Source organism: Micromonospora sp. CPCC 205739, from assembly GCF_036906795.1.
Classification (GTDB): Bacteria; Actinomycetota; Actinomycetes; order Mycobacteriales; family Micromonosporaceae; genus Micromonospora.
Genome location: NZ_JBAKHS010000034.1, coordinates 19,015 through 36,213, shown reverse-complemented (window position 1 = coordinate 36,213; position 17,199 = coordinate 19,015). Strand labels below are relative to the sequence as shown.

Sequence of the window (17,199 nt, the reverse complement as noted above, 5' to 3'; positions counted from 1 at the left end):
CAGGTCTCGGCCTACCCCTTCCACTACGCCCAGTGGGAGCAGCAGGCCGCCGACCTCGTCGCCCAGCACTGGAACAACTGACCAACCGATCGACACGCTGGCCGGCACCCCCACCAGGGGTGCCGGCCAGCGGCATATCCACCTCGTCACCGAATCTTGGACACTTACCGTTCCCCCCGAACGGCAACTGTCCAAGATCTCCCCGGATCAGACCGACCGGACCCGGTGATCATGAAGTTGGCGGCAGTGGAAGAGATCAACACCGCCGCTAACTTCATGATCACCGGGGCACGGCGTGGCGGCGCCAGGCCAGTGCGGGTGAGGCCGGAGCAGGAGTGGCGGGGGGCGTGGGGGCGCAACCGGCGGGAGGGAGTGTGGACGGGCGTGGCCGACCGGGGATCACGGCTGGCCGCGGGGGAGCGGCCTCACCGGCGAGCGGAACACCATGGGTGTCTGCGGCCGCCGGAGACACCCATGGTGTTCCACTCGCCGTCGGCGACAAGGCTTCGCGCGTCGTCGCGTCCGCTGGCCGGTGCACCAGCAGCCGACGGGCACCCTCTGAACCCGCAACCGGCGCGCCCCCACCGGCCTGAACCCACAACCGCCGCGCCCACACCGCATGCGTCCGCACCCGCCACGCCGACGCCCAGAGTGGCCCACAGTCGGCGGGCTCACGCCGTAGAACGGCAACCGGCGGGCTCACCCGCGACCGGCAGCCCGGAGGACCGCACCACCCACGGCACGGCGACCGCAGCGGTGGTGGCGGTCACAAGGGGTGGTGGAACAGTCGGGAGGGGTAGCCTGTTGAGTCAGGTGTCGGTGTGTCCAGTGTCCCCGGGCCTCACCTAAATTGCCTTCGCGGAATACCGTTCGGCTGGAGCCGCGTCGCGCCACTCGCCGAGAGGCGACCTGCACACCGACACCCCAGCGCCGCCCCCGACCCACCAGGGCCGGGGGCGGCGCTGTCTGCCACGGCCAAGGAGATCCCAACCCTCGCTCGCGGACGCCGCCGCGCTGCCCTATCTTCAGGGGGTCGTCGGCGTCGGGGAGGGGGTGCGGGAGCATGGGCCTGCGTACCTTCATCGAGGGTTGGCCGGTCTACCGGCAGCTCACCGGCACCGACCCGCTGGGCCGGGGTGCCGCGGCGCAGTCCGGCCGGTCGGCCGAGCTGACCGCGCGCACCGAGACTGCGGACCGCGTGGCCCGCTCGGTCTGCCCGTACTGTGCGGTGGGCTGCGGGCAGCGGGTGTTCGTCGCCGACGGCCGGGTCACCCAGATCGAGGGCGACCCGGACAGCCCGATCTCCCGCGGCCGTCTCTGCCCCAAGGGCTCGGCCAGCAAGAGCCTGGTCACCAGCCCGCTGCGGCAGACCACGGTCCGCTACCGCCGGCCGTACGGCACCGAGTGGGAGGACCTGGAGCTCGACACCGCGCTCGACATGATCGCCGACCGGATCCTCGCCGCCCGCGCGGAGACCTGGGAGGACGTCGACAGCGAGGGCCGGCCGCTCAACCGGACGCTGGGCATCTCCAGCCTGGGCGGGGCGACGCTGGACAACGAGGAGAACTACCTCATCAAGAAGCTGTTCACGGCGATGGGGGCGCTCCAGATCGAGAACCAGGCCCGGATTTGACACTCCGCCACCGTCCCCGGTCTGGGGACCAGCTTCGGTCGCGGTGGCGCGACGGACTTCCAGCAGGACGTCGCCAACGCTGACGTCATCGTCATCCAGGGCTCGAACATGGCCGAGGCCCACCCGGTGGGCTTCCAGTGGGTGATGGAGGCCAAGCGGCGTGGCGCCAAGGTGTTCCACGTCGACCCCCGGTTCACCCGGACCAGCGCCGTGGCCGACACGTACCTGCCGATCCGCGCGGGCACCGACATCGCGCTGCTCGGCGGGGTGGTGCGCTACATCCTGGAGAACGAGCTCGACTTCCGGGAGTACGTGCTGGCGTACACGAACGCGGCCACCATCGTCAGCGAGCGGTACGTCGACGCCGAGGACGGTGACGGCTTCTTCTCCGGTTTCGACCCGGAGACCGGCAGCTACGTGCAGGACACCTGGCAGTACGAGGGGCACGAGGGTGACTCCGGCAGCGGGCACACCGCCAAGGAGCGGGACACCGCGGCCGGGCTGCGCCACGAGTCGCACGGGGCCCAGGTCGCCGGTCAGGTGCCGCGCGACGAGACGTTGCAACACCCGCGCTGCGTCTACCAGATCCTCAAGCGGCACTTCGCCCGCTACACCCCGGAGATGGTGGAGCGGGTCTGCGGCATCCCGCGGGAGAAGTTCCTGGAGCTGGCCCGCGCGTGGACGCAGAACTCCGGCCGGGAGCGCACCGGGGTGCTCATCTACTCGGTGGGCTGGACCCAGCACAGCGTCGGCGTGCAGTACATCCGCACCGGCGCGATCATCCAGCTCCTGCTGGGCAACATGGGCCGGCCCGGTGGCGGCATCCTGGCGCTGCGCGGGCACGCCAGCATCCAGGGCTCCACCGACATCCCGACGCTGTTCAACCTGCTCCCCGGCTACCTGCCCATGCCGCACCACGCCGACCACCCGACCTTCGACGAGTGGGTGGACAGCATCCGGCACCCCGGCCAGAAGGGGTTCTGGGGCAACGCGCGGGCGTTCGGCGCGAGCCTGCTCAAGGCGTACTGGGGTGACGCGGCGACGCCGGAGAACGACTTCTGCTACGGCTACCTGCCCCGGATGACCGGCGACCACGGCACCTACCAGCAGGTGCTGAACATGATCGACGGCAAGGTCAAGGGCTACTTCCTGCTCGGCCAGAACCCGGCGGTGGGCTCCGCGCACGGCCGGGCGCAGCGCCTGGGCATGGCCAACCTCGACTGGCTGGTGGTCCGCGACCTGTTCATGATCGAGAGCGCGACCTTCTGGAAGAACGGCCCGGAGGTGGCCACCGGCGAGATCGTGCCGGAGGAGTGCCGCACCGAGGTGTTCTTCCTGCCCGCCGCCTCGCACGTGGAGAAGGAGGGCACCTTCACCCAGACGCAGCGGCTGCTGCAGTGGCGGGAGAAGGCCGTCGACCCGCCGGGCGACGCCCGCTCCGAGCTGTGGTTCTTCTACCACCTGGGCCGCCGGCTGCGGCAGAAGCTGGCCGGCTCGGACCAGCCCCGGGACCGCGCGCTGCTCGACCTGGCCTGGGACTACCCCACGCACGGTCCGCACGCCGAGCCCGTCGCCGAGGCGGTGCTGCGCGAGATCAACGGGTACGACGTGGCGACCGGCCGCCCGCTGTCGGCGTTCGCCGAGGCCCGGGACGACGGTTCCACCGCCATCGGCTGCTGGATCTACACCGGCGTCTACGCCGACGGGGTCAACCAGGCAGCCCGGCGCAGGTCCCGGCACGAGCAGGACTGGGTGGCCGCCGAGTGGGGCTGGGCCTGGCCGGCGAACCGCCGCACCCTGTACAACCGCGCCTCGGCCGACCCGCAGGGCCGCCCCTGGAGCGAGCGGAAGCGCTACGTCTGGTGGGACCCCGACGCCGGCGAGTGGACCGGCTACGACGTGCCGGACTTCGAGAAGACCAAGCCGCCGACGTACCGGCCGCCGGAGGGCGCGTCCGGGCCGGAGGGGATCGCCGGCAACGACCCGTTCATCATGCAGCCCGACGGCAAGGGCTGGCTGTACGCGCCGAGCGGGGTGCTCGACGGCCCGCTGCCGACGCACTTCGAGCCGGCCGAGTCGCCGATGCGCAACCCGCTCTACGGCCAGCAGGCCAACCCGACCCGGAAGGTCTACGCCCACCCGGTGAACTCGGTGAACCCCAGCCCGCCCGAGGAACACAGCCAGGTCTTCCCGTACATGTTCACGGTGAGCCGGCTGACCGAGCACCACACGGCCGGCGCGATGAGCCGGACGGTGCGGCCGCTGGCCGAGTTGCAGCCGGAGATGTTCGTCGAGGTGTCACCGGAACTGGCCAGGCAGACCGGCCTGACCCACCTGGGCTGGGCGCACCTGATCAGCGGCCGGGCGGTGATCGAGGCGAAGGTGCTGGTCACCGACCGGCTCACCCCGCTGCGGGTGGACGGCCGGGTGATCCACCAGCTCTGGCTGCCGTACCACTTCGGGTTCGAGGGCCTGGTGACCGGCGACTCGGCCAACGACCTGTTCGGCATCACCCTGGACCCGAACGTGCTGATCCAGGAGAGCAAGGTCGGCACCTGTGACGTCCGGCCCGGACGGCGGCCGACCGGGCCGGCCCTGCGGGACATGGTCGCCGACTACCAGCGCCGGGCCGGGATGGTCCCGGGGCGGTCGACGCCCACGGTCACCGGCGGGGTACACCCACCGGCACCCGACGCGGGGGAGGATGGCGACGATGCCTGACGCCAACAGCCTCTACGGCCCCCTCGACCCCGCCCCGGACGCCGGCTGGACCGACGCCGGCCCCCGGATGGGCTTCTTCACCGACACCAGCGTCTGCATCGGCTGCAAGGCGTGCGAGGTGGCCTGCAAGGAGTGGAACGGGGTGCCGGACTCCGGCTTCGACCTGCTCGGCATGTCGTACGACAACACCGGCGCGCTGACCGCGAACTCCTGGCGGCACGTGGCCTTCATCGAGCAGCCCGTGCCGGCCGGGCACCGCACCCCGCCGTTCACCGGCACCCCCACCGGCGGGCCGGTCAGCTCCGCCTCGGCGGCCGTCGCAGCCGGCACCGGCAACCCGACCGGCACCGACCCGGGCGTGCCACCGGGCTCGCCGACCGCCGCCGCCCGGATGGCCGCCGGTCCGGCCGACACCGGTGCCGCGGCAGCGGGAACAGTCGAGGCTGCTCCGGGAAACGGCGCCGGCCAGTTCCTCGGCATGCCCGGCTCGCAGCCGCCCGGCCGGTCCACCGGCGTCGAGGAGCGCACCGACTTCCGGTGGCTGATGATGTCGGACGTCTGCAAGCACTGCACCCACGCCGCCTGCCTGGACGTCTGCCCGACCGGCTCGCTGTTCCGCACCGAGTTCGGCACGGTGGTGGTGCAGGAGGACATCTGCAACGGCTGCGGCTACTGCATCTCGGCCTGCCCGTACGGGGTGATCGACCAGCGCAAGGGCGACGGCCGGGCGTGGAAGTGCACGCTCTGCTACGACCGCCTCGGCGCCGGTATGACCCCCGCCTGCGCGCAGGCCTGCCCCACCGAGTCCATCCAGTTCGGCCCCCTCGACGAGCTGCGGGAGCGGGCCGCCCGGCGGGTCACCCAGCTACACGAGCGGGGCGTACCGGAGGCCCGGCTCTACGGCCACGATCCCACCGACGGCGTGGGTGGCGACGGTGCGTTCTTCCTGCTGCTCGACGAGCCCGAGGTGTACGGCCTGCCACCGGACCCGGTGGTCACCACCCGCGACCTGCCGAAGATGTGGAAGCGGGCCGGGCTGGCCGCGCTGGCCATGACGGCGGCCGCCGTCGCCGCGTTCGTCGGAGGTTCGTCGTGACTCCGGACCGCCAGCCCGTCGGCTCACTGTTCCGTCGCTTCCGGGACCGGCTGGAGACGCAGGGGCCCGGCCGCCTCGGCGGCCCCGGCCACCGGGGCGGGCACGGGCCGGAGACCGGCGCCGACCTGGCCCGTACCGACTCGGGAGCGGCCGAGGCGCCCCTCGCCCCGCGCCCGCCCCGCGACGCCGCACCGATGGAGCGCCGGGATCGCCGCCGACGGGGCGGGCGCGGTGGCGAGGAGCTGCGCGTCCCGGAGGCCGAGTTCACCTCGTACTACGGCCGACCGATCCTCAAGGCGCCGGTGTGGCGGTGGGACATCGCCGCGTACCTGTTCACCGGGGGCCTGGCCGCCGGTTCGTCGCTGCTGGCCGCCGGCGGGCAGCTCACCGGCCGCCCGGCGTTGCGCCGCGCCGGCCGGGTCACCGCACTGGGCGCGGTCACCGCCAGCGCGTACTTCCTGATCCACGACCTGGGGCGGCCGTCGCGCTTCCACCACATGCTGCGGGTGGCGAAGCCGACCTCACCGATGTCGGTGGGCACCTGGATCCTGACCGCCTTCGGCCCGGCCGCCGGCCTCGCGGCGGTGGCCGAGGCGACGCCGTGGCTGCCCGAGCGGGGAGTGCTCGGGCTGGCCCGGCGGGCGCTGCCCCCGGCGGGGCAGGTCGCCGGGCTGGCCGCGGCCGCCACCGCGCCGGCCCTGGCCACGTACACCGGGGTGCTGCTGGCGGGGACGGCGGTGCCGTCCTGGCACGAGGCGTACCCGGAGCTGCCGACCATCTTCGCGGGCAGCGCGCTGGCCAGCGGCGCCGCCGTCGGGTTGATCGCCGCGCCGTGCGCGCAGGCCGGGCCGGCGCGGCGGATGGCGGTGGCCGGCGCGGCGCTGGAACTGGTCGGCTCGCACTCGGTGGAGACCCGGTTGGGGCTGCTCAGCGAGCCGTACCGGACGGGGCGGGCCGGTCGGTTGCTGCGCGCCGGGCGGGCGCTCACCGTGGCCGGTGTGGCCGGTGCGCTGGTCGGGCGGCGCAGCCGGGCGCTCTCCGCGCTCTCCGGCGCGGCGTTGCTCGCCGCGTCGGTGGCCACCCGGTTCGGCATCTTCCACGGCGGCGTCGCCTCGGCGCGCGATCCGAAGTACACGGTGGTGCCGCAGCGGGAGCGGGTGCGCCGCCGGGAGGCCGGCGGAGGCTGAGGCTCCTCGCGCGGCCCGCCGGGGGCTGTGATTGACTCCTGGGCGGAGGCGTTCAGGAGGCTGGTGCCCCTCCCGGTCTTCAAAACCGGTGTGGTCCGGGATCCGGGCCAGGCGGGTTCGATTCCCGTCCGTCTCCGCCAGACCGCTTCAGGAGATGACGCGCATGGGCCAGGTGCCGGCCGACCCACGACGGCGGGTGCCGCGCACCGACGCCCTGCTCGCCGACCCGCGCCTGGCCGCGGCCGTCGCCACCCTCGGCCGGGACCGGGTCAAGGCCGCCGTGGGCCGCGCCCAGGAGCGCGCCCGCCGCGGCGACATCACCCCCGAACAGGTACGCGACGACGCGCTCGCCGCGCTGCCCGCGCCGACGCCCCGCGCGGTGCTCAACGCCACCGGTGTCGTGCTGCACACCAACCTCGGCCGGGCACCGCTCTCGGCCGCCGCCGTCGAGGCGGTCGTGGCCGCCGCCGGGCACACCGACGTGGAACTGGACCTGCGTACCGGCCGGCGGGCCCGGCGGGGGCGCGACGCCCTCGACGCGCTCGCCGCCGCGGTGCCCGACGCGGCGGCCGTGCACGTGGTCAACAACGGCGCCGCCGCGCTGGTGCTCGTCGCCACCGCTCTCGCCGCCGGCGCGGAGATCGTGGTCAGCCGGGGCGAGCTGGTGGAGATCGGCGACGGGTTCCGCCTGCCCGACCTGCTGGAGAGCACCGGCGCGCGGCTGCGGGAGGTCGGCACCACCAACCGCACCACCCTGGCCGACTACGCCGCGGCGATCGGCCCGGCCACCGGTTTCGTGCTGAAGGTGCACCCCTCGAACTTCCTCGTCACCGGCTTCACCTCCGCCGTGCCGGTCCGCGCGCTGGCCACCCTCGGCGTGCCGGTGGTGGCCGACATCGGCTCCGGGCTGCTCGCGCCGGACCCGCTGCTGCCCGACGAGCCGGACGCCGCCACCACCCTGCGGGCCGGGGCGGCGCTGGTCACCGCCAGCGGCGACAAGCTCCTCGGCGGGCCGCAGGCCGGGCTGCTGCTCGGCGACGCCGACCTGGTCGAGCGGCTGCGCCGGCACCCCCTGGCAAGGGCGCTGCGGGTCGACAAGCTGACCCTGGCCGCCCTGGCGGCCACCCTGCACGGCCCGGACACCCCGACCCGGGCCGCCCTGCACGCCGACCCCGCCGCGCTGCGCGAGCGCGCCGAACGGTTGCGCGACGCGCTCGGCGCCGACGGCTGCAAGGCCGAGGTGGTGCCGAGCACCGCCGTGGTCGGCGGTGGCGGGGCGCCCGGCGTAGCGCTGGACTCGTGGGCGCTGAGCCTGCCGGAGGCGTACGCCGGGCCGCTGCGCCTCGGCGCGCCGCCGGTGCTCGGCCGGGTGCTGCGCGGCCGGCTCCTGCTGGACCTGCGCTGCGTGCCCGCCGCCGCCGACGACGCCCTGCGCGACGCGGTGCTGCGGGTCCCGGTGGGCTGACATGTACGTCGTCGCCACCGCCGGCCACGTCGACCACGGCAAGTCGACCCTGGTCCGGGCGCTGACCGGGATGGAACCCGACCGGTGGGCCGAGGAGCGCCGCCGGGGGATGACCATCGACCTCGGCTTCGCCTGGACCACCCTGCCCACCGGCGGCACGGTCGCCTTCGTCGACGTGCCCGGCCACGAGCGCTTCGTGCCGAACATGCTCGCCGGGGTCGGGCCCGTCCCGGCCGCGCTGGTGGTGGTCGCCGCCGACGAGGGTTGGATGCCGCAGTCCGCCGAGCACCTGGCCGCGCTGCACGCGCTCGGGGTGTCGTACGGCCTGCTGGCGGTGACCCGCGCGGACCTGGCGGACCCGGGGCCCGCGCTGCGACAGGCCCGGGCGGAGATCGCCGCCACCAGCCTCGGCGCGGTGGAGGCGGTGCCGGTCAGCGCGGTCACCGGCGCAGGGCTGCCCGAGCTGCGCGCCGCCCTGGACCGGCTGGCCGCCCGCCTGCCGGCGCCCGCCCCGGACGCGCCGGTGCGGCTCTGGGTGGACCGGTCGTTCACCATCCGGGGCAGCGGCACCGTGGTGACCGGCACCCTCGGCGGCGGTCGTCTCCAGGTCGGTGACCAGCTGGAGCTGGCCGCCACCGGCGAGCCGGTCCGGGTCCGTGGGCTGCACTCCCTCGGCGTCGCCCAGGACCGGGTGGCGGCGGTCGCGCGGGTCGCGGTGAACCTGCGGGGCGTGCCGAAGGACCGCGTGGCCCGCGGCGACGCGTTGCTCACCCCCGGCCGGTTCCACCGCACCGACCTGCTCGACGTGCGGCTGGCCGGCGATCCGGCCGCCGACCTGCCCGCCACCCTCACCCTGCACGTCGGCTCGGCCGCCGTGCCGGCCCGGGTCCGCCCGCTCGGCGCGGACACCGTCCGGCTGCGGCTGGCCCGGCCCCTGCCGTTGCTGGTCGGCGACCGGGCGCTGCTGCGCGACCCCGGCCGCCACCACGTCAGCGGCGGGGTGACCGTGCTGGACGTCGCCCCGCCGCCACTGCGCCGGCGCGGCGCCGCCGCGGCCCGGGCGGCCGTCCTCGCCGACCTCGACGGGCGGCCCGACCTCGCCGGGGAGCTGCGCCGCCGGTCCCTGGTCCGCGCCGGCGAGCTGACCCGGATGGGGGTGCCGGCCACCGTCGCGCCGGTCGCCGGCGACTGGCTCGCCGACCCGGAGCACTGGCGGCGGCTGGCCACCCGGCTGGCCGAGGAGACCACCCGGTACGCGCGCGAGCACCCCCTCGAACCGGGGGCCCCGGTGGAGGTGCTGCGCCGGCGTCTCGACCTGCCCGACCGTGCGCTGGTCGAGGCCCTGGTCCGCCCGCCGCTGTCGCTGCGCGCCGGCCGGGTCACCGCCGCCGGGGTCGACCCGCTGCCCGCGCCGGTGGCCCGGGCCGTGCAGCGGGTCCGCGCCGAGTACGCCGAACACCCGTTCCGCGCCCCCGAGACGGGCCGCCTCGCCACCCTCGGCCTGGGCCCCCGGGAGATCGGCGCGGCGGTGCGCGCCGGGGCGCTGCTGCGGCTGGCCGAGAACGTGGTGCTGCTGCCCGGCGCGGTCGACGACGCGGTACGCGTGCTGGCCCGCCTGCCGCAACCGTTCACCCTCAGCGCCGCCCGGCAGGCGCTGGACACCACCCGCCGGGTCGCGGTGCCGCTGCTGGAGCTGCTGGACCGCCGGGGCGCCACCCGCCGGCTGCCCGACGACGCCCGCGAGGTGGTCGGCCCGCCGTCCTGACCCGGATCCGGTCCCGGCGCAGGCCCGGCTGTCCCCCCGAAGCCGCACCGGGGCGGGCCCCGCGTCGCCTACCGTGACGCCATGGACCCATCGGCGGTCTGGCGGGACAAGAACCACCGCTGGCGGATCGAGGCGTACCGGGCACCGGACCTGCGGTTCGCCATCTTCGCCACCAACGGCACCACCGAGTCGGCGCCGCTGTGGCTCTTCGGCATGGCCGCGCTGGCCCGCTGGCTGATGACCCACGCCATCTCCCTGGACGACCTGGAAAACGACTGACCCGACCTCCCCGGCGGTACCGCTGCGGTTGAGTAGGGGCCAGGGTGGCGGAGGGGGTGGCATGCTCGGGCAGCTCGCGCTGGTGACCGTGCTGGTGCTGATCAACGCCGCCCTCTCCGGCAGCGAGATGGCGCTGGTGACGTTGCGGGAGGCGCAGCTGCGCCAGCTGGGCCGCTCCGGTCGGGCCGGGGCGCGGCTCGCCCGGCTGGCCCGGGAACCGAACCGGTACCTGGCCACCATCCAGCTCGGCATCACCCTCGCCGGGTTCCTCGCCTCGGCGGCGGCGGCCGTCTCGCTGGCCCAGCCGTTGATCGGGCCGCTGGGGTTCCTCGGCGGCGCCGCCCGGCCGGTGGCCGTGGTGCTGGTGACCGTGGTGCTCACCTTCGTCACCCTGGTCGTCGGGGAGCTGGCCCCGAAGCGGCTGGCGATGCAGTGGGCGGAACGCTGGGCGTTGCTGAGCGCGCCGCCGCTGGACGTGCTGGCCCGGGTGTCCCGGCCGGCGGTCTGGCTGCTCAGCCGCGCCACCGACCTGCTGGTCCGGCTCGCCGGTGGGGACCCCCGGGCGCGGCGGCAGGAGGTGACCGAGGAGGAGCTGCGGGAGATGCTGGTCAGCCAGCGGGGGCTGTCGGCGCAGCAGCGGGAGATCCTCGCCGGGGCGTTCGACATCGCCGGCCGTACCCTGCGGGAGATCCTGGTTCCCCGGCGGGACGTGACCGTGCTGCCCGCCGCGCTGTCGGCGGCCGAGGCGATGCGCCGGATGGCCGCCTCCGGGCGGTCTCGCGCCCCGGTCGTCGGGCCGGGCGGGCTGGACGACGTCCGGGGCCTGGTGCACATCCGCGACCTGGTCGACGGCGACGGCGACACGGCCGGCGGGCGGGCCCGCCCGCCGCTGCTGCTGCCCGGCACCCTGCCGGTCGCCGATGCCATGCGCCAGCTGCGGCAGCGCCACGAACAGCTCGCCCTGGTGGTCGACGAGTACGGCGGCATCGACGGCCTGATCACCATGGAGGACCTGCTGGAGGAGGTGGTCGGCGAGCTGTACGACGAGACCGACCGGGACGTCTCCGGGGTGGTCCGGGAGCCGGACGGGGCGCTGCTGCTGCCCGGCGACTTCCCGCTGCACGACCTGGGCGACGTGGGGGTGCGGTTGATGTTCCCGCTGCCGCGCGACTACACCACCGTGGCGGGGCTGGTGCTGGCCGGGCTGGGCCGGCTGCCCGACGGGCCGGGGGAGACGGTGCGGCTGCCCGGGCTCACCGTCGAGGTGGTCGAGGTGAGCCACCGGGCGGTACGCCGGGTCCGGCTGCGCGGCCCGGCGGCCGGCTGCCGGGCGGAGTGACCCGGACGGGGTAACGCCCGCGAAAACCCCCGTGCCGGGTCGGAACCGGTCGTACCGTGCGAGACGTGAAGGACCGAGGGATGCGGACGTTCCTGGCGGTGCTCGCCGGGCTGGCGGTGGTCTACTTCGGCGCGACCGGGAGCAGCGCCGACGGGGAGGGCGGGATCTCCGGCGGAGTGGTGCTGCTCGCCCTGGCGGCCGCCCTGCTGGTGTGGCACCTGACGAAGCCGGGCGACAAGCCGGCCAAGTAGCGCTCAGCGCGCCGCCGCGGTGCGGCTGACCTCGCCCGCGGACTCCTCGCCCAGGGCCACCCGGACCAGCGCCGAGGCGAGCCGGCCGAAATCGGCCTCGCCGACCAGGCCGGCCAGGCCCCGCGGGTTCGCCGGCAGGCCGAGCCGCTTCGCCCCGCTCAGGGTCCGCCGGTCGGCGTACGGGCGCACGTCCGGCCAGACCGCCTGCGCCTCCCGCAGGAAGATGTCGGCCCCGGTCGGGCCGATGCCGGGGAACTCGGTGAGCAGCCGGCGCAGCGCGGTCGGCTGCCCGCCCGCCTCCCGGTGCAGCCGGCGCAGGTCACCGTGCCAGCGGTCCAGGCACAGCCGGGCGCCGGTGCCGAGCATCGTCGCGGTGCGCTCGTCGTACCGGCGGTAGTGCCCGCGTCCCAGCGCGTCGACCCGCTCCTGCCAGCTGGCTGCCTCCATCGCCTGCGGGGTGCGCCAGCCGGCGGCGAAGAGTTCCCGCGCGGCGGCGAGCGCCACCCCGGCCCGGATCCGGGTGCTCAGCAGGGTGGCCAGCACCAGCAGCTGGTACAGCGGCCCCGGCCGGTCGGTCAGCCGGATGCCGGCCTCCTCGGCGTAGGTGCGTCCCTGTCGCTGCAGCAGTGCCCGCGCCACCCGTCGGTCGTCCCCCATCACCGTGCAGTACCCCGTCGGTGGCGGATCAGCCGGGCCGCCGCCGGTCGAATGTGCGCCACGGCGGCGGGTAAGCCGACGGGGTGCGCGACCGGCTGGCCGTGCACCCCGTCGGAAGGAGAGACCCGTGGTGAACCCGCAGCAGATGGAGTTCCGCCGCAACGCCAAGGGCGCGACCAGTCAGGACAGCCGGAAGACCGCCACGGACGCGGGCGGGCACCCGCACAACAAGGGCACGTCCAACGCGGACGTGGGGCGGCCGGTGCCGAAGGGGCAGGTCTCGCCGTACGGCCCGGCCGGTGAGCCGGTCGCCGAGGACGAGAGCGACGACCGGGGCTAACGGCACCGGGTGGAGGGCGGTCGCAGCCGGCTGAAGGTGGCTGCGGCCGCCATTCCGTACGCCAGGTGCGGGACGATGTCGGCGATCCAGTCCCCCCGCGTCCAGGTGCGGGGGTCGCTGATCCGCAACGCGGCCAGCGACCCGGCCGAGGCGGCCATCACCGCGCCGCCGAGCAGCACGGTCACGAGGCCCGACGGCGCGCGGCGGCTGCCGGCGAGCGCACCGAAGGCGGCGCCGGCACCGATGCCGATGACGTACCCGAGGACGGGCCCGAGGCCCGAGCGGCGGTTGACCGCCCGGTCCTCGGGGCCCAGGTCCACGTGCGCCAGCTTCGCCAGCTGCCGGACGGTCTCCTCCGGCGTGCTGCTCGCCGGCCGGGCCCGGACCGCCATGTCCAGGTAGCCGGCCGCGTTCAACGCGCTGCAGCCGACGGCGCCGGCGATCGCGCCGTTCAGCGCACCGGACGCGCTCACTTCGGATCGCCGGGTTCGCGCTCACCCTTCGGGCCGAACGTCCGTTCCCCGCGGACGACGCCCGTCTGGCCGCGATCCTCCTGCAGGGTCCGGTTCGCGACCTGGTTGGCCTCCTGGTCCGCCGCCCGTCCCGACTGTTCGATCAGGTCGCGCAGGCGCGCCCGTGCCTTGTCGTACGCGTTGCTTCCCGGCCGTGGTCCTGGCATCGCCGCCTCCTCGGTCGCTTCACCGCGTGCCGTACCCGCGCCGTCTACCCGTCTGCGGGCGGGTCAACCGCTCACTGGGGGGTACGCACCACGGCCACCGGGCAGGCGCTGTGGTGCAGCACTCCGTGGCTCACCGAGCCGAGCAGCAGCCCGGCCAGCTCCCCGTGCCCCCGGCCCCCGACGACCACCAGCAGCGCCCGGCGTGACGCGGCGGTGAGCGCGGCGACCGGGCGCTCGCGCACCACCTCCCGGGTCACGGGCAGGTCCGGGTGGCGCTCGTCGAGGCCGGCGAGGGACTGGGTGAGCACCTGGTCCTCCTCGTCGCGCAGCTTGGACTCCTGGTAGACCAGCGGCTGCATGTCGCCGGGCCCGTCGGAGTGGGGGTGGCGGTAGGCGTGCACCGCGTGCAACGCGACGCCCCGGAGGCTGGCCTGCTCCGCGGCGAACTCCACGGCCGCCCGGGACGCCGGTGAGCCGTCCACCCCGACCACCACTGGGCCGTCGGCGTGTTCCTCGCCCCGGGCCACCAGCACCGGGCAGTCGGCGTACGTGGCGACCTGCACCGCCACGGAGCCGATCACCAGCGCGCCGAACCCGCCCAGCCCGCGGTCGCCGAGCACGACCAGCGCGGCGGTGGGGGTCTCGCCGACCAGCACCGCGGACGCCTCGCCGTCGATGATCTCGCCGGTCACCCGGATGCCGGGTTCCGTCGCCTCCGCCTCGGCGACCGCGCGGGCGACCAGGTCTTCCGCCTGGTGGCGCAACCCGCCACCGGGCGGGGCGTCGGTGACCGGCTCCACGGGCACCCGCAGCAGCGGCCAGATGAACCCGTGCACCACCCGCAGCGGCCGGCGTCGGCGGGCGGCCTCCGTCGCCGCGAGCCGGACGGCGCGCAGCGCCGGCTCCGAGCCGTCCACGCCCACCACGACCGCCGCGCCGTTCGCCGAGTTCACCGCCGTGCACCTCCCGCTCGGACTCAGTATCGCCGCCCGGGGACTGTCGCCGGGGCGATACCGCCACGGCGGTCGCCTCGCTACGCTGTCGCCCGACCCGCTGAAAGGGAGTGCCGTCGATGGCCGAGCCGGAGCAGCCGAGCACCGCCCGCATGATCGACTTTTGGTTGGGCGGTGAGCACCACTTCCCGGTGGACGTGGCGGCGGCCCGAGCCTTCGAGGAGGCGTACGGGCCGTGCGCGGTGATCTTCCGGGACCTGCGGGCCTTCCTCGGCCGCACGGTGGCCGCCGTCGCCGAGGCCGGGGTCGACGGCTTCCTCGTCCTCGGGGCGGGCCTGCCCACGCGGGGCAACGTGCACGAGGTGGCCACCTCGGCCACCGTGCTCTACACCGACGTCGACCCGGTCACCGTCCGGCTCGGGCAGCGGATCCTGGCCGGCAGCGACCGCGCGGGCTACGGCTACGGCGACGCCACCGACCTCGGCACGCTCGACCCGGCCCAGCTGCACCGCTTCGTGCCGGGCTGGGGGAGGAGGCCGGTCGGCGTGGTCTTCCTCGGCCTGGCCGCCTTCCTCGACGACGAGACGCTGGCCCGGACCCTCGACGAGCTCTACGATGCGGTGGCCCCGGGCAGCTTCCTGGCCTTCGACTTCGACAGCGAGGAGCTGGCCGCGTACCCGCAGGCCCTGGCGATGATGGGCCCCCAGTTCCGGATGCGCGCCCCGGCGTCGTTCACCCCGCTGCTCGGTCGGTGGGTGCCGACCGCCGACGGCATCGTGCCGGTGGCCCGGTGGCGGCCCCGGGGCGAGCCGGCCGCGGTGCCGGACGCGTTCCACGGCGGGCTGGCCGGCAAGCCCACCGACTGACCGGCCGCTGCGCCGCCCCGGCCGGCCCTCCGTATGATGCTTGCCCTACAGCAAGAATGTGTCGGAAGGACGAACATGCCGGACGTGTCCGCGGCGGTGTCCCGTGCGCTGCGCGCGGCCCCACCGGACCAGCTGGTGGAGGCCACCGACCGGGTCCTCCGGTCGAGCCTCGCCGCCTCGCGCACCGACGTCTTCCTGGCCGACTACCGGATCAGCGGGCTCTCGCCGGTGCTCGACGGGGAACTGCCCGACGCGGGTTTCCTGGCCTGCCAGGGCGTCGCCCAGCGCTGCTTCAGCAGCCAGCAGCCGGTGCTGGACGCCCGCGAAGACGGTCACTGCCGGGTCTGGGTGCCGTTGACGGCCTGGGGGGAGCGGCTCGGGGTCCTGCTGGTCGAGCTGACCGGCCCGGCGGACACGGACACGGTGGCCGGGATCGGCGAGGTCGCCGGCGAACTGGCCACCGGGCTGCGGGCGGCCGACCGGGACACCGACCGGTACCGCCGGGCCCGGCGGCGGGAACGGCTGAGCATGGCCGCCGAGATGCAGTGGGACCTGCTGCCCGGGCGCAGTGTCCGGCACCAGGCGTTCCTGCTGGCGGGGCAGCTGGAACCGGCGTACGGGGTGGGCGGTGACCACTTCGACTGGTCCGTCGACGGCGACCGGCTCACCCTGACGGTGCTCAACGGCACCGGCACCGGGATGGCCGCCGCCCTGCTGACGGCGTTGACGGTCAACGCCATGCGCAACGCCCGGCGTTCCGGCGGCGGGCTGGTGGAGCAGGCGGAGCTGGCCTCGGACACCATCCACTACCAGCACCGGGGGAGCCGGCACGTCGCGACGTTGCTGCTCAGCGTGGACACCGGCACCGGGCGGGTGCGCGCCGTGGACGCCGGCTCGCCGCACCTGCTGCGGCTACGCGGTGGCACGGTGACCCCGATCGAGCTGGACCGGCAGCTGCCCCTGGGCATGTTCGCCGAGACGCGCTACGACGTGCAGGAGTTCGACCTGGAGCCGGGGGACCGCCTCTTCGTGGTCAGCGACGGCGTCTACGCCGCGCAGCCCGGCGGCCAGGAGGCGTACGGGGAGCGGGCGATGGCGCGTTCGATGCGGTCCACACGGTTGCAGCCGGCCACCGAGGCGGTTGGTACCGTCATGCGCGAGCTGTTCGCCTACCACGCCGACACGGACCTGGGCGACGACGCCGTCGTCGTCTGCCTGGACTGGGTCGGGGTCAGTGGCCGGGGCGAGCGGTAGCCGAGCCGGCAGCCAGGTACGAGCGGACCAATCGCAGGGGGCACCGGGTGGAGCGAGCTGCGAACCTCGCCGCGGCGATCGACGACGCCGCCGAGGCGCTCATCGGTGTGCTCGACTCCGCCACGTCGCGGCACCACGTCACCGTCCCGCCGACCCAGCTGCGGGTGCTGGCCCTGATCAGCGCGCGGCCGGACACCAACGTCAACCGGCTGGCGGAGCTGCTCGACGTCGTACCCTCCTCGGCCAGCCGGCTCTGCGACCGGCTGGAGGCCACCGGTCTGCTGCGCCGGGTGGCCGACCCGCGCGACCGGCGGGAGGTCCGGCTGGTGCCCACCGCGGCGGCCCAGACCCTGCTGCGGGAGCTGAAGGAGCGGCGCCACCAGGCCGTGCAGACCATCCTGGACCGGATGCCGCCACGGGCCCAGAGCGACCTGTTGCTGGCGCTGCTGGCCTTCGCCCAGGCCGTGGAGGCCGACGCGACCACGCAGCCCGACGCCACCGCCCGCACCGCCTGACCTTCCGCCGCCCAAAAGCGACCTCCGATGATGCCCCACTAGTGTCCTAGGATGCCCTACGCGTGGTGACGCACCGCACACCGGACACCCGGCGACGACGGAGACGCGAGGGTCCGGGACCGATACGTGAGCCCGATATAGTGGCAACTCGCCGGCCCGCGACCACCACGTCCGGAGCGGCAGCAGGGGAGGCCCCGGG

Annotated in this window: 16 protein-coding genes and 1 tRNA gene; 13 read left to right on the top strand and 4 right to left on the bottom strand. The window is 75.3% G+C overall.

Annotation, left to right across the window (positions count from 1 at the left end; all coding sequences use genetic code 11):
* Positions 1–1,063 precede the first annotated feature (1,063 nt).
* The 9 genes from fdh to V6U88_RS28765 all read left to right on the top strand — a co-directional run bounded on the left by fdh (position 1,064) and on the right by V6U88_RS28765 (position 11,736).
* Positions 1,064–4,354, top strand: coding sequence for a formate dehydrogenase (gene fdh, locus V6U88_RS28805; RefSeq protein WP_334457821.1), 3,291 nt, complete (start codon positions 1,064–1,066; stop codon positions 4,352–4,354).
* On the top strand, positions 4,347–5,450 hold the full coding sequence (locus tag V6U88_RS28800) for a 4Fe-4S dicluster domain-containing protein (RefSeq protein WP_334457819.1): 1,104 nt from the start codon (positions 4,347–4,349) through the stop codon (positions 5,448–5,450). Before fdh ends, V6U88_RS28800 begins: the two co-directional genes overlap by 8 nt.
* The gene (gene nrfD, locus V6U88_RS28795) at positions 5,447–6,637 is read left to right on the top strand and encodes an NrfD/PsrC family molybdoenzyme membrane anchor subunit (RefSeq protein ID WP_334457817.1); all 1,191 of its coding nucleotides are present in this window, start codon (positions 5,447–5,449) and stop codon (positions 6,635–6,637) included. Before V6U88_RS28800 ends, nrfD begins: the two co-directional genes overlap by 4 nt.
* 44 nt (positions 6,638–6,681) lie before the next feature.
* Positions 6,682–6,777: transfer RNA gene (locus V6U88_RS28790), tRNA-Sec, on the top strand.
* 23 nt (positions 6,778–6,800) lie between these two features.
* The gene (gene selA / locus V6U88_RS28785) at positions 6,801–8,102 is read left to right on the top strand and encodes an L-seryl-tRNA(Sec) selenium transferase (protein ID WP_334457815.1); all 1,302 of its coding nucleotides are present in this window, start codon (positions 6,801–6,803) and stop codon (positions 8,100–8,102) included.
* Between the two features lies 1 nt (position 8,103).
* Positions 8,104–9,867 (top strand): selenocysteine-specific translation elongation factor, encoded by a 1,764-nt coding sequence (gene selB / locus V6U88_RS28780; protein WP_334457813.1) that lies wholly within the window; start codon positions 8,104–8,106, stop codon positions 9,865–9,867.
* 81 nt (positions 9,868–9,948) lie between these two features.
* Positions 9,949–10,146, top strand: a complete 198-nt coding sequence (locus V6U88_RS28775; RefSeq protein ID WP_109944258.1) for a hypothetical protein — start codon at positions 9,949–9,951, stop codon at positions 10,144–10,146.
* 61 nt (positions 10,147–10,207) lie between these two features.
* Complete coding sequence (locus V6U88_RS28770; RefSeq protein ID WP_334457806.1) at positions 10,208–11,485, top strand: hemolysin family protein; 1,278 nt, start codon at positions 10,208–10,210, stop codon at positions 11,483–11,485.
* 65 nt (positions 11,486–11,550) lie between these two features.
* A complete protein-coding gene (locus tag V6U88_RS28765) occupies positions 11,551–11,736 on the top strand; it encodes a hypothetical protein (RefSeq protein WP_334457823.1) in 186 nt (61 codons plus the stop codon).
* Positions 11,737–11,739: 3 nt separating this feature from the next.
* On the opposite strand, the gene V6U88_RS28760 is transcribed toward V6U88_RS28765, so the two are convergent.
* Positions 11,740–12,393, bottom strand: coding sequence for a hypothetical protein (locus V6U88_RS28760; RefSeq protein WP_334457804.1), 654 nt, complete (start codon positions 12,391–12,393; stop codon positions 11,740–11,742).
* A gap of 127 nt (positions 12,394–12,520) precedes the next feature.
* Between V6U88_RS28760 and V6U88_RS28755 the strand changes: the two genes are divergently transcribed.
* A complete protein-coding gene (locus V6U88_RS28755) occupies positions 12,521–12,733 on the top strand; it encodes a hypothetical protein (protein WP_334457802.1) in 213 nt (70 codons plus the stop codon).
* Here the strand turns inward: V6U88_RS28755 and V6U88_RS28750 are convergent.
* The 3 genes from V6U88_RS28750 to V6U88_RS28740 all read right to left on the bottom strand — a co-directional run bounded on the left by V6U88_RS28750 (position 12,730) and on the right by V6U88_RS28740 (position 14,365).
* Complete coding sequence (locus tag V6U88_RS28750) at positions 12,730–13,206, bottom strand: hypothetical protein (RefSeq protein WP_334457801.1); 477 nt, start codon at positions 13,204–13,206, stop codon at positions 12,730–12,732. The genes V6U88_RS28755 and V6U88_RS28750 overlap by 4 nt on opposite strands.
* Complete coding sequence (locus V6U88_RS28745; protein WP_334457798.1) at positions 13,203–13,412, bottom strand: phosphatidylethanolamine-binding protein; 210 nt, start codon at positions 13,410–13,412, stop codon at positions 13,203–13,205. Before V6U88_RS28745 ends, V6U88_RS28750 begins: the two co-directional genes overlap by 4 nt.
* A gap of 71 nt (positions 13,413–13,483) precedes the next feature.
* A complete protein-coding gene (locus V6U88_RS28740) occupies positions 13,484–14,365 on the bottom strand; it encodes a universal stress protein (protein ID WP_334457796.1) in 882 nt (293 codons plus the stop codon).
* A gap of 119 nt (positions 14,366–14,484) precedes the next feature.
* Here V6U88_RS28740 and V6U88_RS28735 point away from each other — a divergent pair, with 119 nt between their 5' ends.
* The 3 genes from V6U88_RS28735 to V6U88_RS28725 all read left to right on the top strand — a co-directional run bounded on the left by V6U88_RS28735 (position 14,485) and on the right by V6U88_RS28725 (position 17,000).
* Positions 14,485–15,231: an SAM-dependent methyltransferase gene (locus tag V6U88_RS28735; RefSeq protein ID WP_334457794.1), complete on the top strand. Its 747-nt coding sequence runs from the start codon at positions 14,485–14,487 to the stop codon at positions 15,229–15,231.
* A gap of 75 nt (positions 15,232–15,306) precedes the next feature.
* Positions 15,307–16,485, top strand: coding sequence for a PP2C family protein-serine/threonine phosphatase (locus tag V6U88_RS28730; RefSeq protein ID WP_334457792.1), 1,179 nt, complete (start codon positions 15,307–15,309; stop codon positions 16,483–16,485).
* A 47-nt stretch (positions 16,486–16,532) separates the two neighbouring features.
* Positions 16,533–17,000, top strand: coding sequence for a MarR family transcriptional regulator (locus tag V6U88_RS28725; protein ID WP_334457790.1), 468 nt, complete (start codon positions 16,533–16,535; stop codon positions 16,998–17,000).
* Positions 17,001–17,199 lie beyond the last annotated feature (199 nt).

Excerpts from the sequence above, each read along its gene's own strand:
- V6U88_RS28800 (WP_334457819.1), top strand. The coding sequence starts at position 4,347 with ATGCCTGACGCCAACAGCCTCTACGGCCCCCTCGACCCCGCCCCGGAC.
- selA (WP_334457815.1), top strand. The coding sequence starts at position 6,801 with ATGGGCCAGGTGCCGGCCGACCCACGACGGCGGGTGCCGCGCACCGAC.
- selB (WP_334457813.1), top strand. The coding sequence starts at position 8,104 with ATGTACGTCGTCGCCACCGCCGGCCACGTCGACCACGGCAAGTCGACC.
- V6U88_RS28775 (WP_109944258.1), top strand. The coding sequence starts at position 9,949 with ATGGACCCATCGGCGGTCTGGCGGGACAAGAACCACCGCTGGCGGATC.
- V6U88_RS28770 (WP_334457806.1), top strand. The coding sequence starts at position 10,208 with ATGCTCGGGCAGCTCGCGCTGGTGACCGTGCTGGTGCTGATCAACGCC.
- V6U88_RS28760 (WP_334457804.1), bottom strand. The coding sequence starts at position 12,393 with ATGGGGGACGACCGACGGGTGGCGCGGGCACTGCTGCAGCGACAGGGA.
- V6U88_RS28745 (WP_334457798.1), bottom strand. The coding sequence starts at position 13,412 with ATGCCAGGACCACGGCCGGGAAGCAACGCGTACGACAAGGCACGGGCG.
- V6U88_RS28735 (WP_334457794.1), top strand. The coding sequence starts at position 14,485 with ATGGCCGAGCCGGAGCAGCCGAGCACCGCCCGCATGATCGACTTTTGG.
- V6U88_RS28730 (WP_334457792.1), top strand. The coding sequence starts at position 15,307 with ATGCCGGACGTGTCCGCGGCGGTGTCCCGTGCGCTGCGCGCGGCCCCA.